Raw genomic sequence first — 19,810 nt, forward strand, 5'->3', positions numbered from 1 at the left:
TTGTCGACTTCCGGCGCACGCTACAGTCACCTACCCACAAGTAGCCACCTTTATGTGACCCACGGAACTAGGTTCTAGCCATGCCACAGCTCGACATCAGTTGCGACGACCTGGTCGTTGCTGATCCAGCCTACGTCGCCGAGCGGCTCGGTTCGGACACCCTCTGGCGTGAGTGGTGGCCGGACCTCACGCTGACCGCTTTCGAACGGCGCGGCCTGGAGGGTGTCCGCTGGACCGTCACCGGGGCCGCCATCGGTACTGCGGAGTGGTGGCTGGAGGCCGTTCGGGACGGGGTCGTCGTGCACTGGTACCTCCGCGTCGACCCGGCCCGTCCGGTCCGCGGCCGGGCCCTGCTCCGCCTGAAGGAGCGGTACGTCGCGGCGTACCGGGAGCGGGTGTGGCGGTTCAAGGACGAAGTCGAGGCGGGCCGCGCGGCGGGCGAACGCCGTACCCTGGACGATCCCGCGATAGTCTCCGGGGAGGACACCGGCGCCGCGACCGCGCAGCCCGCCGGCCAGACGCACCAGAACCGACCGGCGAAGAGGTGAATCGATGGCGGATCAGACCACCTCGACCATCCAGATGAACGCGACCCCCAAAGAGATCATGGCGGTGATCGCGGACTTCGCGGCGTACCCGGAGTGGGCCGATTCGATGCGGGAGACCGAGGTGCTGTCCACCGACGAGGCCGGCCGGCCGAACAAGGTGCGCTTCAAGGTCGACGCCGGCGCGATCTCGGACGAGTACACGCTGGCCTACGTCTGGTCCCGCAACGAGGTGACCTGGTCGCTGGTCGAGGCGAAGATGGTGAAGGGGATGGACGGTGCCTATGTCCTGCGGGACCTGGGGCCACAGGGGGGAGTGGGGACCGAAGTGACGTACCGGCTGGCCGTCGACGTACCGATTCCGATGATCGGCATGCTCAAGCGCAAAGCGGAGAAGGTCATCATCGACACGGCCCTGAAGGGCTTGAAGAAGCGCGTCGAGTCGTAAGCCAGTGACTCGGGTTCTGCTCTACACAGGTAAGGGCGGCGTAGGCAAGACGACCTCCGCTGCCGGTACGGCGACGCTCGCCGCGCTCCGTGGACTACGCACGCTGGTGCTCTCGACGGACGCCGCGCACTCGCTGTCGGACGCCTTCGACTCCGAGGTCGGTCCGGAACCGACCGAGATCGACGACCTGCTCTTCGTCCAGCAGATCGATGCGCAGCGCAAGTTCGAGCGCTCCTGGGGCGACATCCAGGCCTATCTGCGCTCGGTGCTGCACATGGTCGGCGTCGACCCGATCGAGGCCGAGGAGCTGACCGTGCTGCCCGGCGCCGCCGAGGTACTGGCGCTGCTCGAGGTCCGCGATCACGTCCGGTCCGGCCGGTGGGACGTGATCGTCGTCGACTGCGCGCCGACCGCGGAGACGCTGCGGCTGCTGGCGTTGCCCGAGGCGCTGAACTGGTACCTGGACCGGATCTTCAACGCCGAGCGGAAGATGATGCGTACCTTCCGCCCGTTCCTCAATCGCGGCGCGAGCATCCCGATGCCGGACGACACCGTGTTCGACGCGCTCCGCCGGCTGCAGAACGACCTGGCGGACATCCGCACGCTGCTGGCCGGCCCGGACGCCTCGGTGCGGCTGGTGCTGACGCCGGAGGCCGTCGTAGTTGCCGAGGCCCGGCGCTCGCTGACCAGGCTGTCCCTGTACGGGTACCGCGTCGACGGCGTGGTCGCGAACCGGGTCTTCCCAGCGGCCGGCGCCGACACCTGGCGGCGGCAGTGGGTCGCCGCGCAGCGCGGCATCCTCGAGGAGGTCGCCGACTCTTTCCGGCCGTTGCCGATCTGGGAGTCGCCGTACCGGGTCTGTGAGCCGGTGGGCGTCGAGGAGCTGGCCGCGTTCGCGGTCGAGATGTACGGCGGGGACGACCCGTTCGCCCGCGCCACCGACGAGACGTCGCTGTGGGTCGACCGGCACATCGACACCGACGGCCGGACGTACACGCTGACGATGCCGTTGCCGTTGGCATCCGCCAACGAGCTGGAGCTCGCGCGGCACGGCGACGAGCTGATCATCACGGTCGGGTCGTACCGCCGGGTGCTGCCGTTGCCGGCGGCGCTGGCCCGTGGCGTCGTCGCGGGCGCGCGGCTGGACGACGGGCGGCTGCAGGTGCGGTTCGCGCCGCGCGAGGCGGCCCGGGAGACAGCGCGCGACGCCGGGCGGGAGCCGGGGCGTGCGGCCGGGGCAGAGGTGCCGAGCGGGTCGGGGCCGTTGGAGTCCGCGCAGGAGCTCGCGCAAGGGCTGACGGCGGAGTACCACGAGCAGCTGGCCCGGCGGGAAGCGGCGATCGGTGACCGGCCATGACCAAGGAGCCGATCGGATCGGTCGCCGAGGAGGCCGCGAAGCTGTTCGCCGTACTGCAGCACGCCGCGGCGACTCAGCCACCGCCTGCTCAGGACGCCGCTGACGACACCGCTGAGGATGTGGCTGCCGAGGCAGCTGACGAGACCGCGGGCGAGAAGCACGAGCACAAGCTCGGCCCGGACTGTGTGTGGTGCCCGGTGTGCCAGCTCATCCACCGGGTGCGGAACACCAGCCCGGAGACGATCGAGCAGCTGTCGACGGCGGCCGCGCACGTGCTGGGCTCGGTGAGATCTCTGCTGGAGGCCGCGGCGGACGCGGGCCGGCAGTCGCGGGAGGACGCAGCGTCGCGGGCCTCAGCACCCGAGGAGGAGACGACCCGGTCCCGGGTGGACCGGATCGACGTGAGTGAGGACCCCGAACCATGGGACTGACGATCGGTATCGATGTCGGCGGCACCAAGATCGCGGCCGGAGTGGTCGACGAGCACGGCGCCATCGGGGCGCGGACGACGCGCGACACCCCGGCGGACTCGGTCGACGCGACCGCGGCGGCGATCTGTGACGCGGCCGCCGAGTTGATCGCCGGCAACGACGTGGAGGCAGTCGGCATCGGCGCTGCCGGATTCGTCTCGTCGGACCGTACGACGGTGCTCTTCGCGCCGAACCTGGCCTGGCGGGACGAGCCGCTCGGCGCGCGGGTCGCGAAGCAGTTGGACGTCCCGGTCGTGGTGGAGAACGACGCCAACGCGGCCGCCTGGGGCGAGTTCGCGTTCGGCGCCGCCAAGGACGTCGAGCACATGGTCTGCATCACGGTCGGCACCGGGATCGGTGGCGGTGTGGTGATCGGTGGCGAACTGGTCCGTGGCGCCCATGGTGTGGCGGCCGAGCTCGGCCACATGCGCGTCGTACCCGGTGGGCATCGGTGTGGTTGTGGGGCGCGTGGGTGCCTGGAGCAGTACGCGTCCGGACGGGCACTGGTGCGTGAGGGCAAGGCGCGGGCCGAGTCGGGATCGCTGGCCGCGGCGCAGATGCTGAGCGTGTGCGGGATCACCGACCCGGCGGAGCTGACCGGCCCGATGATCACCGAGGCGGCGATGCAGGGTGATCCGTGCGCCGTCGAGCTGCTGGAGGACCTCGGCCGCTGGCTCGGCGAGGGGCTGGCCAGTCTGGCGACCATGTTCGACCCGACACAGATCGTGATCGGCGGCGGTGTGAGCGCCGCGAAGGACCTGCTGATGAGGTCCGCGCAGCTGGCTTTCGAGAAGAACCTGCCGGCCCGGTCCAACCGGCCGCACGCGTCCTTCAGCCTCGCCGAACTGGGCAACGACGCCGGCCTGATCGGCGCCGCCGACCTGGCCCGCCGCCCCGCTCCGGCACCCGAGAAGTCCCGGTGATTGTCCTGACCTGGGATACTGGAGAGGTTGCGGCGGGGGCCACGAGGAAGGTCGAACCTTGGCTCTGACACAGGCTCTGACGATCGGGATCGACATCGGCGGCACCAAGGTGGCCGCCGGCGTGGTCGACCCCGAGGCCAACATCTTGGACCGGGTCCGCCGGGACACGCCGACGACCGATCCGAAGGAGACCGAGGACGCGATCGCGGAGATCGTCCACGACCTGGAGTCGCGGCACGACGTGATCGCGGTCGGGATCGGCGCCGCCGGGTTCGTCGACGGGACCCGCTCGTCGGTACTGTTCGCGCCGCACCTCGCCTGGCGGCACGAGCCGCTGCGGGACGCGGTCGAGCGCCGGCTCGGCCTGCCGGTCGTGGTCGAGAACGACGCGAACGCGGCCGCCTGGTCGGAGTGGCGGTTCGGCGGCGGGCAGGGCGAGAGCCACCTGGTCTGCGTCACGCTCGGCACCGGCATCGGCGGCGCGATCCTGAACGACGGCTCGTTGCAGCGCGGGAAGTTCGGTATCGCCGGCGAGTTCGGCCACATGCAGGTGGTGCCGGGCGGTCATCGCTGCGAGTGCGGCAACCGTGGCTGCTGGGAGCAGTACGCCTCCGGTAACGCGCTGACCCGGGAGGCACGCGAGTTGGCGCTGTCCGGGTCGCCCGTCGCGCACAACCTGCTCCGCGCGGCCGGTGGCGATCCGCGCAAGATCAACGGCCCGATGGTGACCGAGCTGGCGAAGGATGGCGACCCGGTCGCGGTCGAGCTTCTCGAGGACGTCGGCCGCTGGCTCGGTATCGGGCTGGCGAATCTGGCCGCCGCGCTGGACCCGGGCACGTTCGTGATCGGTGGTGGCGTGTCGGATGCCGGCGAGCTGCTGCTGTCGCCGGCGCGGGAGGCGTTCAAACGGACGTTGACCGGGCGTGGGTTCCGGCCCGAGGCGCGGATCGTGCGCGCGGTGCTCGGCCCGGAGGCCGGCCTGGTCGGTGCCGCCGACCTGGCCCGCGAAGAGGCGACGTGGTTGCGCCGGGTCCGGGTGAAGACCACGGCGGTGACCGCGAAGACGGCCGCGGCGCGTGGCCGGTCGACCCGTCTGGACCGGGCGGCTCGCAAGTCCGCGGGACGCCGTACCGGAATGCGGGCGGCCGCGTCGGACGATGACTTCCAGCATGCCGACGTGAACGGCGACACCGACGCATGACCGCCGGCTCCCTGCGGGTGCTGTCCTACAACGTGCACCGCTGGGGAGACGACCGTACGGCGCTGGCTCGGGTGGTGCAGGCCTGCGCGCCGGATGTGCTGCTGGTGCAGGAGGCGCCGACCTGGTTCGGGACCCGTCGTAAGCGCCGGGCGATGGCCGCGACCTTCGGGATGCGGTACGTCGCGGCGTCCGCGCGGAACGCGATCCTGGTTGCCGACGGCATCGAACTCACCGGGATCCGGAGCCGCCGGATCTGGCGCCCGTTCTTCCGCCGCCGGTTGAACTTCATCGCCACCCAGCTGCCGGGCGGTGCGGTCGGCGGGCTTGTCGGAGGCGTGGCGGTGGTGGTGTGCCACCTGGGTTTGCATCCGCGCGGCCGGATTCACGAGCTGGCGCAGGTACTCGCACTGTGCCGCTCGTTCAACGCGCCGTACCTGCTTGCCGGCGACCTGAACGAGGAACCCGACGGCCCGATCTGGAAACGTCTCTCCGAGGAGAGCCTCGTCGACCTCGGCGCCGACGCGGGCCCGACCTTCAACTCGGCAAACCCCTGCAAGCGCATCGACGGGGCCGAGCTGTCCGCCACCCTGAACGGCCGCGTCCGCCACCTGCCCGCCACCCGCGAGGACCTGGCCGCCGCGTCCGACCACCTCCCGCTCCTGATCGAGATCACGCTCTGAACTCGAGCAGGGGAGTCGTGACGATCTCCCGCCAGTTCGCCCGATGCGTCTCGGTGCGCAGCCGGAAGTAGAGCGTTTCCCGCCGTAGGTCGTCCGCGCTGCCGAAGTGACCGCCGATGTTATGCGCGAGCAGATAGTGCGCGAACAGCACGCTGCCCGCCGGGCCGGTCGCCTGGATCGGATCGCCGAGCGGGATGTCCGGATACGGGCCCGGGTTCAGCTCGTCGACCTTGGCGAGCGCGTCGGCGCCATGCTCTGCGAGGTACGCGCCGAAGCGTCGGTGCGTGCCCGGCCAGATGTAGAGGTTGCCGCGATCGACCTCGTCGTGCGGCGTCAGCCAGAGACCGGCGAGCAGGGTGAAGGTGCCCGGCGTACCGTCCGGCAGGCAGGGCGTGATCCCGTCCACGTGCGGCCCGCCCGGCACGTGCGGCCACGGCGGGATCGTCGTCGCCACCTGCGCCTGGTCAGGCTCCTGCAACTGCAGGTCGTCGCGGATCAACTCGCCTGCCAGGGCGCCGATCCCGGCCGTCCGGTAGATGGTGAGCAAGGGGTGATCGGTGCTCAGCTGCGGCCAGAGGAAGTGTGCTCCGACTCCCTCCGGCGGCTTCCGCTCGAGCATTCGCGCGACGATCCGCCGGCCGGTGGCGATCTGTTCGTCGGACAGTACGCCGGGCACCACGACGTACCCCTGGTCCCGGAACTGCGTCCGCTGGGCGTCGGTGATCATGCGGCCAGTCCAGCAGCGGTGTGCGGGACCGGCAAACGAATTAGCTCTTTTTGCGGTTCAGGAAGGCGAGCATGGCTTCCTGGGCGGCGGGGGAGCCGAAGAGGGACGCGGACAGCTCGGCGAGATCCTTGCCGCGGGCATCGATATCGGCGAGCAGCTCGCGGTTGAGGAGCTTCTTGGTTTCGCGGAGGCCTTGCGGGACGCCCTTCAGGAGCGAGATGAGCAGCGCCCCGATCGAGGCGTCCAGGTCGTCGTCGGGGACCGTCAGCGTGAGCAGGCCGAGGCGTGCGGCTTCCAGCGCGTCGAACGGGTTGCCGGACAGGAACGTGTACGCCGCGGCGCGGTCGGTCAGCCGGGGGAGCACAGTCAGCGAGATCGTCGCCGCCGCCAGCCCGAGCCGTACCTCGGTCAACGCGAACGACGCGCTCTCGCCGCCGATGCTGATGTCGGCCGCCGCGACGATCCCGATCCCGCCGGCGCGCACCGGTCCCGAAACCCGCGCCACCACCGGCTTCGGGTTCGCGACGATCGCTCGCTGCACATCGACCATCCGCTGCGCGCCGACCCCCATCCCGACCGTCGTCGCCTCGGACATGTCGGCACCGGAGCAGAACACGTCGAGCGCGGACCGAACCACGATCACCCGCACGGAGTCATCGGCCCCCGCCGACTGCAGGTGCTCGAGCAACTCACCCGTGAGCTGCTGCGACAACGCGTTCTTGTTGTGCGGCGAGTCAAGCGTGATCGTCGCCACGCCACTGTCCACTGTCAGATGCACGAGTTCGGTCATGCAGCCCATCCAACACCCATCGCCGCCCGCGGAGCAGTTCCGGCGGGTCCAGGACCCCCTCCGTCACTAGGATCAACGCCCGACGACGAGCTGCGAGGAGACGGATGATCGACCTCAGTCAGACCAGGGCCTGCCACGACGTGCGCTTCGACCCGGCGCGGACCGGCGCGGAGATCGTGGCCGCGGCCAAGGTCATCACCGAGCGGTCCGGCGACGTTCACCACGAGGACATGTACTACCGCAATGGCTACCTCGTGGAGGCCGGCCGTGCCTCGGAACACCTGGAGCGGGGCCTCGTCATCGCGCAGAACCTCGACCTGGCGTATCTGGATCCGACGGCGAAGTACAGCTCCGTGACGCTCGCGCACCACGACCTGCCGGATGCCGGAGCGGTGATCCGTCCACAGAATGCGACCCTCGAGAACACGGTGGGGTCCCTCAAGGAGTTCGGCGCGGATCTCCAGCGGGAGCTGGACGCTGTGCCGGCGCAGGCCGCGGACAGAGAGCGCGCACTCGCGGAGCAGCGGTCTCCACGGGGCGCGGACGGTTCGGTGAAGCCGATCCAGCTGGACGTGACGGACACCCGGCAAGCGATCAAGTTCGATCGGCCCATCACCGGCAGGGAACTGATGGCCTCGGTCAAGGCGTGCAGCGTGCCGGACAGGCTGAACCACTCGCAGTACTACGAGGCGGCCGGACCGGACGGTTCGGGGTTCGTCGTCGGGCAGAGTTCCGGTCACCCGGACCACACCCTGGTGGTGGTCCCCACCAGCGGGGAGGGGTACATCGACCCGGAGCGGACCTACGCCGGGGTGCTCGTCGCGAACCATCATCTGGTGGTTCCGGGGCAGCATCGGCTTGCGGTGCCGGCCAGCGTCGACGGACAGTCCCGAGCGGTCGGCGAGTTCGCCGATCGCCTGGACCGGAGCGTCCGGACGCAGATCATGGCCAGCCGCGCCCTGGACCGCGGCAGCAACCTCGCGCGCGGCTCGGACACGGGCCGCCCAGGCGCGGGCGACGGCTCGATAACCCAGACGTACGACTACGCCCAACGCCCCTCCGGCACCCGCCTCGGCGACAACGGCCGCAGCTGACATGCACGCCGACCTGCAGCCAGTGACAGAAGGAGATTGCCTTGGTTGACCTCAGCGGCTCGCCTGCGATGAAGACCGTCGAGTTCGGTCGCCCGATCACCGGTCAGCAACTGATCGAGGCGGTGGAAAAGGCCTGCGAGCAGGCTGGTGGCCGACCGTACAAGGAGAAGGTCCTCAACGAGCAGGTCATGTACCTCGTGGGGCGCAGTGGCTGGAGCGACGGCGACAACTTGCTGGTGACCCCGGACAAGACGACCGCCGCTATCGCCCCGGACAGGAGCTACACCTTGGCAGTGGTCGTTCGGCACGACAAGCCGGTGGAAGGGCGGATGTACGACGACAGCGGGCCCTACACCCGCGACCAGGAGATCCAGTCCGTCATGACGTTCAGCGAGCACCTCGCGCAAGCTGTCGCGCAGCAACAAGAACCCGCACTGCAGAAGGGCCTCGACCCGAACGCCCTCACCGGCGTCGCGGGGCCGATCCAGGACCCCGTCGCAGGTTCGAGGTTGGAGACGTCGGCCTGGCCGCCGCAGCGCGACGGCAACCCGACTCGTCTCGGCCGCGGCGACGGCCCACAGGCACGCTGAGGTCAAGCACGGAGGACGCTGAACCTCCCCGGCCGGCTCACGGGCCGGACGGGGTGGACTTCGGGTTGAGGGGGTCGGCGTGGCGGTGGGTGATTTTCCACCTGCCGTCTTCGGTGCGGAAGACCATGGTGGTGCGGAGGAGGTGCGGGACCGGGTCCGGCTGGGTGACGTGGTGGACGGTGCCGCGTTCGATCGCCACCGTGTACGCCGTGTCCGCGCCGACGTGCTTGTCCAGGTACTCGAACCGGATCTCCGCGCCGCTGTCGCGGAACTGCTCCGACGCCCACTCGTAGCGGGGGCCGATCTCTGACCAGCCGACCTCCTGGCCGCCGAAGCCGCCGAAGATCGAGGTCTGTTCGCTGCGTGACACCAGCGGCAGCCACAACGACGGGTCCCCGTTGACGAACGCGGTGTTGGCCTCCTCGAACCTGCGCAGGAACGTCTCGAAGTCCTCAGTCACCATGACACCAGCCTGAACCGCGGCGGGGTCACTTGCTGTCGGCGTACGTGGGAGACAGCTCACGCGCGAGGTGCTCGACGAACAGCCCGACGTCGGTGACGATCCCGCGGGCGTGCGACGAACCCCGGTCGGCGAGTTTGGTCACGGTGGCCGGGTTGATGTCGACGCAGGTCAAGGGGATCGACGCCGGGAGAATGTTGCCCGTAGCAACGGAGTGCAGCATGGTCGCCGCCATCAGGCAGAACCCGACGCCGGGGAGTTCGGCGCGCATCGCGCGCTGCCCCTCGAGGACGTCGGTGTAGACGTCCGGCAGCGGCCCGTCGTCGCGGACCGACCCGACCAGGACGAACCGCTTCCCGTTCTTCACCAGCGCGTGCATCACACCGGAGGTGAGCACGCCCTGCTCCACCGCCGCCGCGATCGACCCGGCTTTCCGGATCGTGTTGATCGCGCGGATGTGGTGCTCGTGGCCGTGCTCGACGCCGCGGCCCCGGTCCAGGTCGACGCCGAGCGACGTCCCGTACAGCGACGACTCGATGTCGTGGGTGGCCAGCGCGTTGCCGGCGAACAGGACGTCGACGAAACCCGCGTTGACGAGCGCGACCATGGCCGGTGCGGCGCCGGTGTGCACGATGCCCGGTCCACCGACCCAGAGCACCTTCTGGCCGTTCGCCTTCGCCTCGCGCATCCCCTCGGCGACCTGGCGGACGAGCACCCGCTGCGGCTTCTCGCTGGACACGTCCGACTCCATGAAGCCGAACCCGCCTTCGGTCGCCTCGGTGATCGGCGGGATCACCCGGACACCCTGCGCGCTGGTGATGATCCGCATGCCGGCGCGCACGTCGGACATCGGGATGGTGCGCACCGTGCCACCCTCGACCAGTAGTCCGCAGTCCATCTCCGGGTTGTGGACCTCGACCCAATGGCCGCCGAGCCGCACATTGGTCGGCAGGTTGGTGGTCGAGTAGAAACCGTCGGGGAAGACGCCGTCCTGGACGACCTCGGAGATCTCCGGTTCACCGGGATTCACCAGGTTCGCGCCCTTGGTCTGGATCCGCATCAGCAGCCGCTGCAGCGACTCCTCGTCCTCGGCGCCGACCGTCATCCGGACCGTCGACGGGTCGTCCTTGTCGTACCCGAGGTCGAACTTGTCCAGCGTGTACTCACCGCCGTACCCGCGGATGTCGTCGAGGACCCGGGACAGCAGCCCGGAGTCCATCAGGTGGCCGGTGATCTCGACGGTCTCGGTGACCTGCACGGGTACCTCCCACAGAAGTGCACGGTATGTCGGATTGTCCGACGATCCGCATGCTAGCTCAGACGACCGCCCCGTCGTCGCCGCCGTCGCCGGGCGGCAGCCGGTCCTTCATCCGCAGCACCAGCGTGAGGAACCCGCCGATGAACCCCGCCACCGCGATCGTGGTGATCCGCCCGGTCCCGAAGTCGAGCACCGCGGCCGCGATCAGCAGCAGCGGCCCGCCGATCAGCCCGAGCCAGGCGGCCCGGCTGATCCAGTCCAGCCGCGGTCCGCGCGGCGGCTCCGGCGGCACGAAGTGGTCGTGCGGGTCGTCGGCCTTCTTCGCCGGCTTCTCGTCCTCGTCGGGGGTCGCTTCCTTGATGGTCAGCCCGGTCGGTACGTCGATCAGCGGCTCGTACTTGTCGTCGACGTCCTCGCTCGCCGGCCACCGCGGCACCGGGTCGTCGCCACCGTCGTGACCCGGCGCGGACGGTTTGCCGAACTGCTCGACGAGGGACTGCCACTCCGCGTCCTCGGTACTGCGGTCGATCACCGGGCGGGCCCGCTCGACCGCGTCGGCGTCGACGAAGATCTCGTCGTACCCGACCGGGATCCGGACCGGTTCCTCGGCCTCCTCCGGGGTGCGGGCCTCGTTCTGGTTCTCGCAGTACGCCGCGATGCCGGCCGTCTTGAGCGCGTCCAGGACCGGCTCGGCGACCAACGGATCGATGCCCCCGAGCGACGTGTACGACGCCGCCGTCAGTCCGTTGTCACGCATCGTCGTGCCCGCCCGCGGGCTCACTCAGCCGGGACTCGTCCAGGCTGGATGTACTCAGCCGACGGATGAAGGCCGCGGAGTCGGCGAAGATCCGCGGTGCGTCGTTGTCCAGGGTTGCCACGTGATAGCTGTCCTCGAGCAGGGTCTCGGTCACATCGCGGGACGAGATCGAGGACAGTACGGCGCGCCCCGAGCTCGGCTCCACCACATGATCGACAGTACTGCGGAACAACAGCACCGGCTGCGTGACCTTGGCCAGGTCCGCCCGGGTGAGCTTCCACAACTGCGACAGCGAGAGCAGCGCGCGCAGCGGCATCCGGTCGTACGCGCCCTCCTGGACACCACCCTTCTTGATGTCGTTGGAGATGCCCGGGAACGACGGCACAAGCCGCGCCAGCACCGGCAGCAGCGCGAGCCGCTTGTCGTCGGTCCGCACCGACGGGTTGATCAGGACCAGACCAGAAATGTCGACACCGTGCTGCTCGGCCAGGCGCAGCACGAGGCAGCCGCCCATCGAGAGCCCGACGACGAACACCTGGTCGTGTTCCTTGCGTAACCGGGTGAGCTCGTTGTCCAGGACGGCGTACCAGTCCGGCCAGCCGGTCTTGTTCATCTCCTGCCAGCTGGTCCCGTGACCGGGCAGCCGCGGCACCGCCACGCCGTACCCCTCGGCGGCCAGGTGCTCCGCGAACGGCCGCATCGAGTGCGGCGAGCCGGTGAAACCGTGGCTCAGCAGGACTCCGACGGCGGCGTTCTCCCCGGACCCGGGGCTGCGAAACTCCTCCGCGTGGGCTTGCACTGGCACGCTCGACTCCTCGCCGGTCGGTCCTCACGGGCGCCCGGACCGGTCCCGGCAAGGGCGCGTGTCAATCGTCGCATCTGGGCCTCGTCCAGTCTGCATCCAGGTGACAACACGGTGAGCAACACTCGCATTCCTGGCGGTGACATTGCCTGAGAGGGAAGCTGGAACGTAGTGTCCGCACCGGAACGGTCCGCGCACCGGGGTTGTTGCGCGACCGCCACCGGCGGGCACTGGTGCCGGACGTGGGTACGAACGACGATGGCCTGGACGGTGTCGTCGGGTGTGTGTCGGGTGAGCGTGTCGGGCGAGTGACGGAGGTCGAGACGGATGCTGTACATGTTCCTCAGACGGTTCGTGGTCGCACCCTTGGTCAAACTGCTCTTCCGGCCGAAGGTGACCGGCCTGGAGCACGTGCCGACCGACGGTCCGGCGCTGCTGGTCAGCAACCACCTGGCGTTCTGCGACTCGATCTTCCTGCCGGTCTCGGTGCCGCGGCAGATCGTCTTCCCGGCGAAGTCGGAGTACTTCACCGGCCCCGGCGTAAAGGGCAAACTGGTCGCCACCTTCTTCCGGTCGGTCGGCCAGATCCCGATCGACCGCTCCGGCGGCCGCGCCTCGCTGGCCGCGCTGAACACCGGTCTCGGCATCCTGGACAAGGGCGGCCTGTTCGGGATCTACCCCGAGGGCACCCGCTCGCCCGACGGCCGGCTGTACAAGGGCAAGACCGGCGTCGCCCGGATGGCGATCGTGGCCGGCGTCCCGGTGATCCCGGTCGCGATGATCGACACCGAGAAGCTGCAGCCGCCGGGCCGGATCTGGCCGCAGTGGTTCTACCGCGAGAAGGGCCGGCTGCTGCCGCGCCTGGTGCGTCCGGGTGTGGCGTTCGGCACGCCGCTGGACTTCTCCCGCTACGAGGGCATGGAGCGGGACCGCTTCGTGCTGCGCTCGGTCACCGACGAGATCATGTACGCGCTGATGGACCTGTCCGGCCAGGAGTACGTCGACATGTACGCCGACAAGGCCAAGGAACTGATCAAGGCCGGTGAATCCGTCGACGAGCACATCCGGCTCGGCGACACGAAGGCCAGCTGACCCCGTTCCGGCCGGCGTCCGGCGAGGATTGTCGCCATGGACAGCGACTTGAACGTCCTCGGCGAGCCGCTGGAGGAGTGTGGGACCGACCCGGTCACCGGGTTCTACCGGGACGGGTGCTGCACGACCGGCCCCGAGGATCTCGGCAGCCACACGATCTGCGCGGTGATGACAGCGGAGTTCCTGGCCCACCAGGCGTCGATCGGGAACGACCTGATCACACCCCGCCCCGAGTACGACTTCCGCGGCCTCGAACCGGGTGACCGCTGGTGCGTCGTCGCGGCCCGCTGGCTGCAGGCGTACCACGACGGCACCGCAGCCCCCGTCGTCCTCGCCTCCACCCACGCCCGCGCCCTCGAAACAGTCCCCCTCACCGTCCTCCGAGCCCACGCCGTCGACGTACCCCCAGATCTCAGCTCCCTGACCTGACCCGGGGAGAATTGTGTGCCCGATCCGGGTACACGATCCTCCCCAGGGTCTCGGTCAGAGCCGACAAGCGGGGGAGCAGCGGCGGGGACGGCCGGGCCAACCGCGGAGGTGGAGGGCGGCGACGACCTGGGCCGCGACTGCGCACGGTTCGCTGACCAGTTGGTACCCGAACCGCAGGGTGAGTTTGCTGCTCGTCGCCGCCGCGTTGTCGCGGGTCATGTCCCGCCAGCGGCTGATGGAGTCGGCGTGGCCCGCTTGACCGTCCAGTTCGACGATCACGCCGTACGGCTCGTACTCCGTGTCTCGGTAGACGACACCCTGCTCGGTCGTCGCGCGGACCTGCCGCCGAGGGCGCGGTAGGCCGTGCGCTCGCTCGACGCGTCGCAGGTACGCGTGCTCGAGGAAGGACTGCACCCCGTCCGACGCATCGGCCAGGATCCGCCGGAGGGTGCTGCGTCCGGCGAGACTTGGCAGTGCGGGCAGCTCGGCGAGGATCCGGTCCGGCGTGGTGCGACGCTGTCGACAGGCATCCAGCAGTACGGCGGCCCGCCGCGAAACATCCTGCTGCGCGCTTGCCGTGAGGAGCAATGCCACCTCGAGTCGGACTGTCCGCGGGCGCCGTGAGGAGTGCAGGATCGCTGAGAGGTCACGGTGTCGACTGAGGACGACACCTGGCTTCGGATCGACCCGTCGCGCGTGCGGCACCGCGACATGGATCCGGTCGTCGCGCTGATGCCCGTCGACACCGTGGGCGCGCAACGCGGTCTGGCCGGTGAGGGCTGCCCCCGGTCCACACGTGAGGAGTGCGGCCCACACCCTGGTCTCCCACGGCAGCGGTCCGGTGAAATCGACGTACACGCCCGGATGGAATCGCTGCAGTTGTCGCGCCCGTACGCCGCGCCTCAGCACCTTGTCGGTGACCCCGTGCCGCGCCGCCTGCGCCCGCGTGAACGCACCCGCCTGCCAACGCCGCAGCTCCACGAACGACCGCGCATCATCAACCTCCACGCCCCAGAACATGCACCGGGCACCCCATCCAGCCGCTCGCCACTTGCTCTCCTGTGGATAAGTGGGTTGGGGAGGATCGTGTGCCCGGATCGGGTACGGGATCCTCCCCAGCCTGATGTGGTGAGACGGAGAGGCGGGGGTGGTGGGGGCTCTACTAGGCTGAGGGCATGCAATTCGCGACGTTGACGACGGGGGAAGTGCCCGGGGTTCCGACCCTGGACGAGCTGCGGGCCTTGAAGCCGTTGCAGCAGCCGGAGTGGCCGGAGTCGGCCCCGCTGGACCAGGTGATCGCCGAGCTCCGGACGCTGCCGCCGCTGGTGTTCGCCGGTGAGTGCGACGACCTGACCACCAAGATCGGCGCTGTCGCCCGCGGCGAGGCGTTCATCCTGCAGGGTGGCGACTGCGCCGAGACGTTCGCCGGCGTCACCGCCGAGAACATCCGGGCCAAGCTCCGGGTGCTCCTGCAGATGTCCGTCGTGCTGCAGTACGCCGCGAGCGTGCCGGTCGTGAAGATCGGCCGGATCGCCGGTCAGTACGCCAAGCCGCGTTCGTCGGGCGAGGAGACGCGGGACGGCGTGACGCTCCCGTCGTACCGTGGCGACGCCGTGAATGGTTTCGACTTCACCCCCGAGTCCCGGATCCCGGACCCGCAGCGCCTGCGCGGCGTCTACAACGCGGCCGCCGCCACGCTGAACCTGACCCGCGCCTTCACCACCGGCGGGTACGCCGACCTGCACCAGGTGCACGCCTGGAACACGGACTTCGTGAAGTCGTCCCCGGTCGGCCGGCGCTACGAGCAGTTGGCGTCCGAGATCGAGCGCGCGCTCGCGTTCATGCGGGCCTGTGGCGCCACCTCGGACGAGTTCAAGACCGTCGACTTCTATGCGTCCCACGAGGCGCTGATCCTCGAGTACGAGCACGCCCTGACCCGCATCGACTCGCGGACCGAGCAGCCGTACGACGTTTCCGGCCACCTGCTGTGGGTGGGGGAGCGGACCCGGCAGCTGGACGGCGCGCACGTCGAGTTCCTCGCCTCGTTGTCGAACCCGCTGGGCGTCAAGATCGGCCCGACCACGACCCCGGAGTACATCCGGGAGCTGATCGACAAGCTGAACCCGAAGGGCGTCGAGGGGCGGCTCACGTTCATCACGCGGATGGGCGCCGGGAAGATCCGCGAGGCGCTGCCGCCGCTGCTGGAGGCGGTCCGCGACCACGGTTCGCCGATCGCGTGGGTGTGCGACCCGATGCACGGCAACACCTACGAGACGCCGAACGGGTACAAGACCCGCAACTTCGACGACGTGATGGACGAGGTCCAGGGCTTCTTCGACGCGCACGAGCAGGTCGGCACGTGGCCGGGCGGCGTCCACATGGAGCTCACCGGCGACGACGTCACCGAGTGCCTCGGTGGTGGTGAGGAGCTGGTCGCGGAGGACCTCGTGAACCGCTACGAGACCGCCTGCGACCCGCGGCTGAACCGGCACCAGTCGCTGGAGATCGCGTTCCTGGTCGCCGAGCGGCTGCGGGGAGCCCAGGCGTGACCTCGGGCGTCGTCGACCTCCGCTCCGACACCGTCACCCGGCCATCGGCGGAGATGCTCGCAGCGATGACGGCGGCGCCGGTCGGCGACGACGTGTACGGCGAGGATCCGACCGTCAACGCGTTGGAGGAGCGGGTCGCCGGCCTGCTCGGGCACGAGGCCGGGCTCTTCACCGTCACGGGCTCGCTCGCGAATGTCCTCGGCGTCCGCGGGCTCGTGCCGCGCGGCGGCGAGGTGCTGTGCGAGGCGAGCGCCCACATCGTCCGCGCCGAGCTCGGCTCGCACGCGGCCGTCAGCGGCGTCACCACCCGGACGTGGAGCGCCCCGTCCGGGCAGATCGACCTCGAGCAGATCCGCGCCCTGATCGCGCCCGACCTCGGCCCGTACTTCGTGACCACGTCGGCTGTCTCGGTCGAGAACACCCACAACTTCGGCGGCGGCGCGATCCAGCACGGGTACGAGGCCCTCGCGGACGAGCTCGAAGCGCGCGGCCTGCCCCTGCACCTCGACGGCGCCCGGTTGTGGAACGCGGCCGTCGCGAGCGGGCGCACGGTGGCGTCGTACGCGTCCCGCGCCGCGGCCGCCAGCGTCTGCCTCTCGAAGGGCCTCGGCGCGCCGGTCGGCTCGGTCCTCGTCGGCTCCACGGAGCTGATCCGCGAGGCGCGGGTGTGGCGGAAGCGTCTCGGTGCCGGCTGGCGCCAAGCCGGCGTACTGGCTGCTGCTGGGCTCTACGCGCTCGACCACAACATCGAGCGTCTCGCCGACGACCACGCCAACGCTCGCCTGATCGCCGAGGTGCTCGCCGACGCGGCGCCCGGCTCGGTGAAACCCGACCAGGTCGACACGAACATCGTCGTCGCGGACCTGTCGGCCACGGGCAAGTCCGTCGCCGAAGTCGTCGCGGCCGCGAAGGACCAGGGCGTTCTGGTCGGTGGGGTCGGGGCCACGCAACTGCGGGTCGTCACGCATCTGGACGCTTCGACGGCCGACTGCCGGAGTGCTGCGGAAACCCTGGCGCGCCTGATCGGTTAGGGTGCAGCTGTCGGGTTTGCAGCGTTCGGGGAGAGCCGTGCGAGAGATCGTCGTGTTCAGCGGAAATGCCCACACCGAGTTGGCGGAGCAGATCTGTAGAGATCTCGGCGTACCGCTTTCTCCTGTCGAGATCCATCGTTTCAGCAACGACTGCCTACAGGTCCAACTCCAGGCGAACTGTCGGCAACGCGATGTGTACATCGTGCAACCGCTGGTGCCGCCGACGCAGGAGCACCTGATGGAGCTGCTGCTGATGATCGACGCCGCCCGGGGCGCGTCGGCGCAGCAGATCACCGCGGTCATCCCGCACTACGCGTACGCGCGGTCCGACAAGAAGGACTCGTCGCGGATCTCGATCGGCGGCCGGCTGGTCGCCGACATGCTGACCACCGCCGGGGTGAACCGGGTGCTCACGATGGCGCTGCACGCGCCGCAGGTGCACGGCTTCTTCTCGGTCCCGGTCGACCACCTGACCGGGATCGGCGTCCTCGCGGACCACTTCCGCGGTCGCGACCTGTCGGACACGGTCGTCGTCAGTCCGGATCTCGGCAACGCCAAGACCGCGACCCAGTTCGCCCGCCTGCTCGGCACCCCGGTCGCGGCCGGCAGTAAGCGCCGCCTCGCCGACGACCGCGTCGTGATCGACACCATCGTCGGCGACGTGGCCGGCAAACGCGCGATCGTCCTCGACGACGAGATCGCCACCGGCGGCTCGATCATCGAACTCCTCGACCGCCTGAAGGACCGCGGCTGCACGCAGGCCGCTGTCGCCTGCACCCACGGCCTGTTCGCCGGGCCTGCCGTCGACCGCCTCCGCGCCCACCCGTCGATCACCGAGGTCATCAGCACCGACACGGTTCCCCGCCCCGACGGCTTCCCCGAACTCGAGGTCACGTCGGTCTCGGGCCTGTTCGCCGAAGCCATCAAACGCATCCACGACGGCGAGTCGGTCAGCAGCCTCTTCGACGGCGTAGACCCCACCCACGCCCCACCCCAACCCAAACTCCCGTTCTAGAAGCGGGCGCAGCACGGCAACCGATGAGGCTTTGAGATCCCGCAGACCGCCGGATCTTCATGGTGCGAGGACGCCGAGCTGGTTGGCTGCTTGGACGACCTCGGCGAGCAGGTCGAGGAACTGGTTCAGGTCGGTCGCTTGCAGGCCTTCGGCGAGGCCGAGGCCTTGGGCGGCGGCCAGGTAGACCTGGGTTGCGCCGGTCTCGCGGGCTGCGGCCAGGTCTTCGGCGATCTGTTTGGGCGACCCGCCCAGGAACGGCCGGTTGGCGCCGAGCGGTTCGCTGGTGATCGGGGTCGGCCACGGCGCCTGGTTGACCACCACGAGGTCCTCGGGGTCGCGATCGGCTTCCCGGGCGGCGGTGTGGAAGGCGCGTACGACGGCACGCAGGTCCTGCGCCGACGAGCTGATCGGGATCAGGCCGTCCGCGATCCGGCCGGCACGCCGGACGGCGGCCGGTGAGTTCGCGGCGAGCAGCACCAGAATCCGTTCCTGGGTCGGTTTAGGACTCACGTCCGACGGCGCGATCTGATAGAACTCGCCCTCGTGCCGCACCGGGTCCGATCCCCAGACCGCGCGCAGCGCGGCGATGAACTCCTCGGTACGGGCGCCTGTGCGGCTGCTCGACACGTTCGCCGTCTCGAACTCGTTGTGCTGCCAGCCCTGTCCCAGACTCGCGACGACGCGGCCGCCGCTGAACCGGTCCAGCGTCGCGAGCCGGCGCGCGAGCATCACCGGTACATGCAGCGGTGCCACGAGAATCGCCGTACCCAGCTTGATCCGCTCGGTCACGGCGGCGACGTAGCTCAACGTCTCCAGCGACTCGTTGTGGTGGCCCATGTGCTGGTCGTCGGATTGGACCAGCGGTGTGGGCGTGCAGCGCCGTACGGTCGAAGCATGATTCCTGATACGGCTGCTTCGTCGGCGGCGGTGGATGTCGCGTCGGCGTACCTGTCGCCGGCCTTGCTGAGCCACTCGCACCGCGTGTACGTGTGGGCGGCGGGGTACGGCGATCAGCACGGCATCCGCTACGACGCCGAGTTGCTGTTCGTGGCCGCGATGTTCCATGACATCAGCCTGGCGCCGGAGTTCGACAGCCACACCGTGGCCTTCGAGGAGGCGAGTGGTCATGTCGCGCGGGTGTTCACCTCCGGTGCGGGGTGGCCGAGTGAGCGCCGCGAACGCCTCGGCGAGGTCATCGTCAGGCATATGTGGCCCGACGTCGACGTGTCCGACGACGCTGAGGGCCACCTGCTGTCGCGAGCGGCCGCGTTGGACATCGTGGGCAAGAACGTCGAGGACTTCACGCCGGCCTTCCGCGCCGAAGTACTCCGGCAGTACCCCCGCCTCGGCCTCACCACCGAGTTCCTCGCCTGCTTCGAGGCCCAGTCCGCCCGCAAGCCCACCAGCTCAGCCGCCCGCGCGATCACCTCCGGCCTCGCCACCAGAATCACCACCAACCCCCTGGACACCACGCCACCCTGACCACCCAAGCCTGCCGCCCGATCACGCCGCGCCGCCCCGTGTCCGCCCGTCCTGCCAAGAGGGGTTAACCCCTCGAAGTGGGGGTTCTTCGCTCCCACACCAGCAGACAA

23 protein-coding genes are annotated in these 19,810 nt (G+C 69.8%); 15 read left to right on the top strand and 8 right to left on the bottom strand.

The genetic code is table 11. From position 1 onward, the window contains the following. Positions 1–80 precede the first annotated feature (80 nt). The 7 genes from AC0662_RS35850 to AC0662_RS35880 are packed head-to-tail and all read left to right on the top strand — an operon-like array spanning position 81 to position 5,624. Positions 81–548, top strand: a complete 468-nt coding sequence (locus AC0662_RS35850) for a hypothetical protein (RefSeq protein WP_478306247.1) — start codon at positions 81–83, stop codon at positions 546–548. Positions 549–552: 4 nt separating this feature from the next. Then, complete coding sequence (locus tag AC0662_RS35855; protein WP_452203372.1) at positions 553–993, top strand: SRPBCC family protein; 441 nt, start codon at positions 553–555, stop codon at positions 991–993. Positions 994–997: 4 nt separating this feature from the next. Further along, positions 998–2,350, top strand: coding sequence for an ArsA family ATPase (locus AC0662_RS35860; protein ID WP_452203371.1), 1,353 nt, complete (start codon positions 998–1,000; stop codon positions 2,348–2,350). Next, complete coding sequence (locus AC0662_RS35865) at positions 2,347–2,781, top strand: hypothetical protein (RefSeq protein ID WP_478306249.1); 435 nt, start codon at positions 2,347–2,349, stop codon at positions 2,779–2,781. Before AC0662_RS35860 ends, AC0662_RS35865 begins: the two co-directional genes overlap by 4 nt. Beyond that, complete coding sequence (locus AC0662_RS35870; RefSeq protein ID WP_478306251.1) at positions 2,772–3,743, top strand: ROK family glucokinase; 972 nt, start codon at positions 2,772–2,774, stop codon at positions 3,741–3,743. The genes AC0662_RS35865 and AC0662_RS35870 overlap by 10 nt, the downstream gene beginning before the upstream one ends. Positions 3,744–3,801: 58 nt before the next feature. Then, entirely contained in the window at positions 3,802–4,944 is a 1,143-nt protein-coding gene (locus AC0662_RS35875; RefSeq protein ID WP_452203368.1) for an ROK family glucokinase, read from the top strand. Then, positions 4,941–5,624 carry an endonuclease/exonuclease/phosphatase family protein gene (locus AC0662_RS35880; protein ID WP_478306254.1) on the top strand — a complete coding sequence of 228 codons (684 nt, stop codon included), beginning with the start codon at positions 4,941–4,943 and terminating at the stop codon, positions 5,622–5,624. The genes AC0662_RS35875 and AC0662_RS35880 overlap by 4 nt, the downstream gene beginning before the upstream one ends. Here the strand turns inward: AC0662_RS35880 and AC0662_RS35885 are convergent. Together AC0662_RS35885 and AC0662_RS35890 are read right to left on the bottom strand one after the other, a co-directional pair. Then, positions 5,614–6,351: a phytanoyl-CoA dioxygenase family protein gene (locus tag AC0662_RS35885; RefSeq protein WP_478306256.1), complete on the bottom strand. Its 738-nt coding sequence runs from the start codon at positions 6,349–6,351 to the stop codon at positions 5,614–5,616. The genes AC0662_RS35880 and AC0662_RS35885 overlap by 11 nt on opposite strands. Before the next feature lie 40 nt (positions 6,352–6,391). Continuing rightward, the gene (locus AC0662_RS35890; RefSeq protein ID WP_478306258.1) at positions 6,392–7,141 is read right to left on the bottom strand and encodes an enoyl-CoA hydratase-related protein; all 750 of its coding nucleotides are present in this window, start codon (positions 7,139–7,141) and stop codon (positions 6,392–6,394) included. Between the two features lie 104 nt (positions 7,142–7,245). On the opposite strand from AC0662_RS35890, the gene AC0662_RS35895 reads away from it, so the two are divergent. Continuing rightward, positions 7,246–8,235 carry a hypothetical protein gene (locus tag AC0662_RS35895; RefSeq protein WP_478306260.1) on the top strand — a complete coding sequence of 330 codons (990 nt, stop codon included), beginning with the start codon at positions 7,246–7,248 and terminating at the stop codon, positions 8,233–8,235. 41 nt (positions 8,236–8,276) lie between these two features. After that, on the top strand, positions 8,277–8,825 hold the full coding sequence (locus tag AC0662_RS35900) for a hypothetical protein (RefSeq protein ID WP_452203363.1): 549 nt from the start codon (positions 8,277–8,279) through the stop codon (positions 8,823–8,825). 37 nt (positions 8,826–8,862) lie between these two features. Here the strand turns inward: AC0662_RS35900 and AC0662_RS35905 are convergent, their stop codons facing one another. Genes AC0662_RS35905 through AC0662_RS35920 form a run of 4 tightly spaced genes read right to left on the bottom strand, consistent with a single transcriptional unit; the run spans position 8,863 to position 12,105 of the window. Then, positions 8,863–9,288 carry a YybH family protein gene (locus AC0662_RS35905; RefSeq protein ID WP_452203362.1) on the bottom strand — a complete coding sequence of 142 codons (426 nt, stop codon included), beginning with the start codon at positions 9,286–9,288 and terminating at the stop codon, positions 8,863–8,865. Between the two features lie 25 nt (positions 9,289–9,313). Beyond that, entirely contained in the window at positions 9,314–10,543 is a 1,230-nt protein-coding gene (locus AC0662_RS35910) for an ornithine cyclodeaminase, nickel-pincer nucleotide-dependent (RefSeq protein ID WP_452203361.1), read from the bottom strand. 58 nt (positions 10,544–10,601) lie between these two features. Beyond that, a complete protein-coding gene (locus AC0662_RS35915) occupies positions 10,602–11,300 on the bottom strand; it encodes a hypothetical protein (protein WP_478306263.1) in 699 nt (232 codons plus the stop codon). Then, on the bottom strand, positions 11,293–12,105 hold the full coding sequence (locus AC0662_RS35920; RefSeq protein WP_452203359.1) for an alpha/beta hydrolase: 813 nt from the start codon (positions 12,103–12,105) through the stop codon (positions 11,293–11,295). The genes AC0662_RS35915 and AC0662_RS35920 overlap by 8 nt, the downstream gene beginning before the upstream one ends. A 333-nt stretch (positions 12,106–12,438) precedes the next feature. On the opposite strand from AC0662_RS35920, the gene AC0662_RS35925 reads away from it, so the two are divergent. Next, entirely contained in the window at positions 12,439–13,194 is a 756-nt protein-coding gene (locus AC0662_RS35925) for a lysophospholipid acyltransferase family protein (RefSeq protein ID WP_452203358.1), read from the top strand. Positions 13,195–13,230: 36 nt separating this feature from the next. Continuing rightward, positions 13,231–13,623, top strand: coding sequence for a DUF2237 family protein (locus AC0662_RS35930; protein ID WP_452203357.1), 393 nt, complete (start codon positions 13,231–13,233; stop codon positions 13,621–13,623). 54 nt (positions 13,624–13,677) lie between these two features. On the opposite strand, the gene AC0662_RS35935 is transcribed toward AC0662_RS35930, so the two are convergent. Then, the gene (locus AC0662_RS35935; protein WP_452203356.1) at positions 13,678–14,631 is read right to left on the bottom strand and encodes a type IV toxin-antitoxin system AbiEi family antitoxin domain-containing protein; all 954 of its coding nucleotides are present in this window, start codon (positions 14,629–14,631) and stop codon (positions 13,678–13,680) included. Between the two features lie 167 nt (positions 14,632–14,798). Here AC0662_RS35935 and AC0662_RS35940 point away from each other — a divergent pair, with 167 nt between their 5' ends. From AC0662_RS35940 to AC0662_RS35950, 3 genes are read left to right on the top strand one after another with little or no spacing between them, the layout of a single operon-like run. Further along, the gene (locus tag AC0662_RS35940) at positions 14,799–16,172 is read left to right on the top strand and encodes a class II 3-deoxy-7-phosphoheptulonate synthase (protein ID WP_452203355.1); all 1,374 of its coding nucleotides are present in this window, start codon (positions 14,799–14,801) and stop codon (positions 16,170–16,172) included. Next, positions 16,169–17,203: a threonine aldolase family protein gene (locus AC0662_RS35945; protein ID WP_478306266.1), complete on the top strand. Its 1,035-nt coding sequence runs from the start codon at positions 16,169–16,171 to the stop codon at positions 17,201–17,203. Before AC0662_RS35940 ends, AC0662_RS35945 begins: the two co-directional genes overlap by 4 nt. A 37-nt stretch (positions 17,204–17,240) precedes the next feature. Continuing rightward, positions 17,241–18,218, top strand: a complete 978-nt coding sequence (locus AC0662_RS35950) for a ribose-phosphate diphosphokinase (RefSeq protein WP_452203353.1) — start codon at positions 17,241–17,243, stop codon at positions 18,216–18,218. A gap of 57 nt (positions 18,219–18,275) precedes the next feature. On the opposite strand, the gene AC0662_RS35955 is transcribed toward AC0662_RS35950, so the two are convergent. Next, entirely contained in the window at positions 18,276–19,196 is a 921-nt protein-coding gene (locus tag AC0662_RS35955; protein WP_478306268.1) for a TIGR03619 family F420-dependent LLM class oxidoreductase, read from the bottom strand. Here AC0662_RS35955 and AC0662_RS35960 point away from each other — a divergent pair. Further along, complete coding sequence (locus AC0662_RS35960; protein ID WP_452203351.1) at positions 19,113–19,700, top strand: HD domain-containing protein; 588 nt, start codon at positions 19,113–19,115, stop codon at positions 19,698–19,700. The genes AC0662_RS35955 and AC0662_RS35960 overlap by 84 nt on opposite strands. Positions 19,701–19,810 lie beyond the last annotated feature (110 nt).

Source organism: Kribbella sp. NPDC043289 (genome assembly GCF_056436705.1).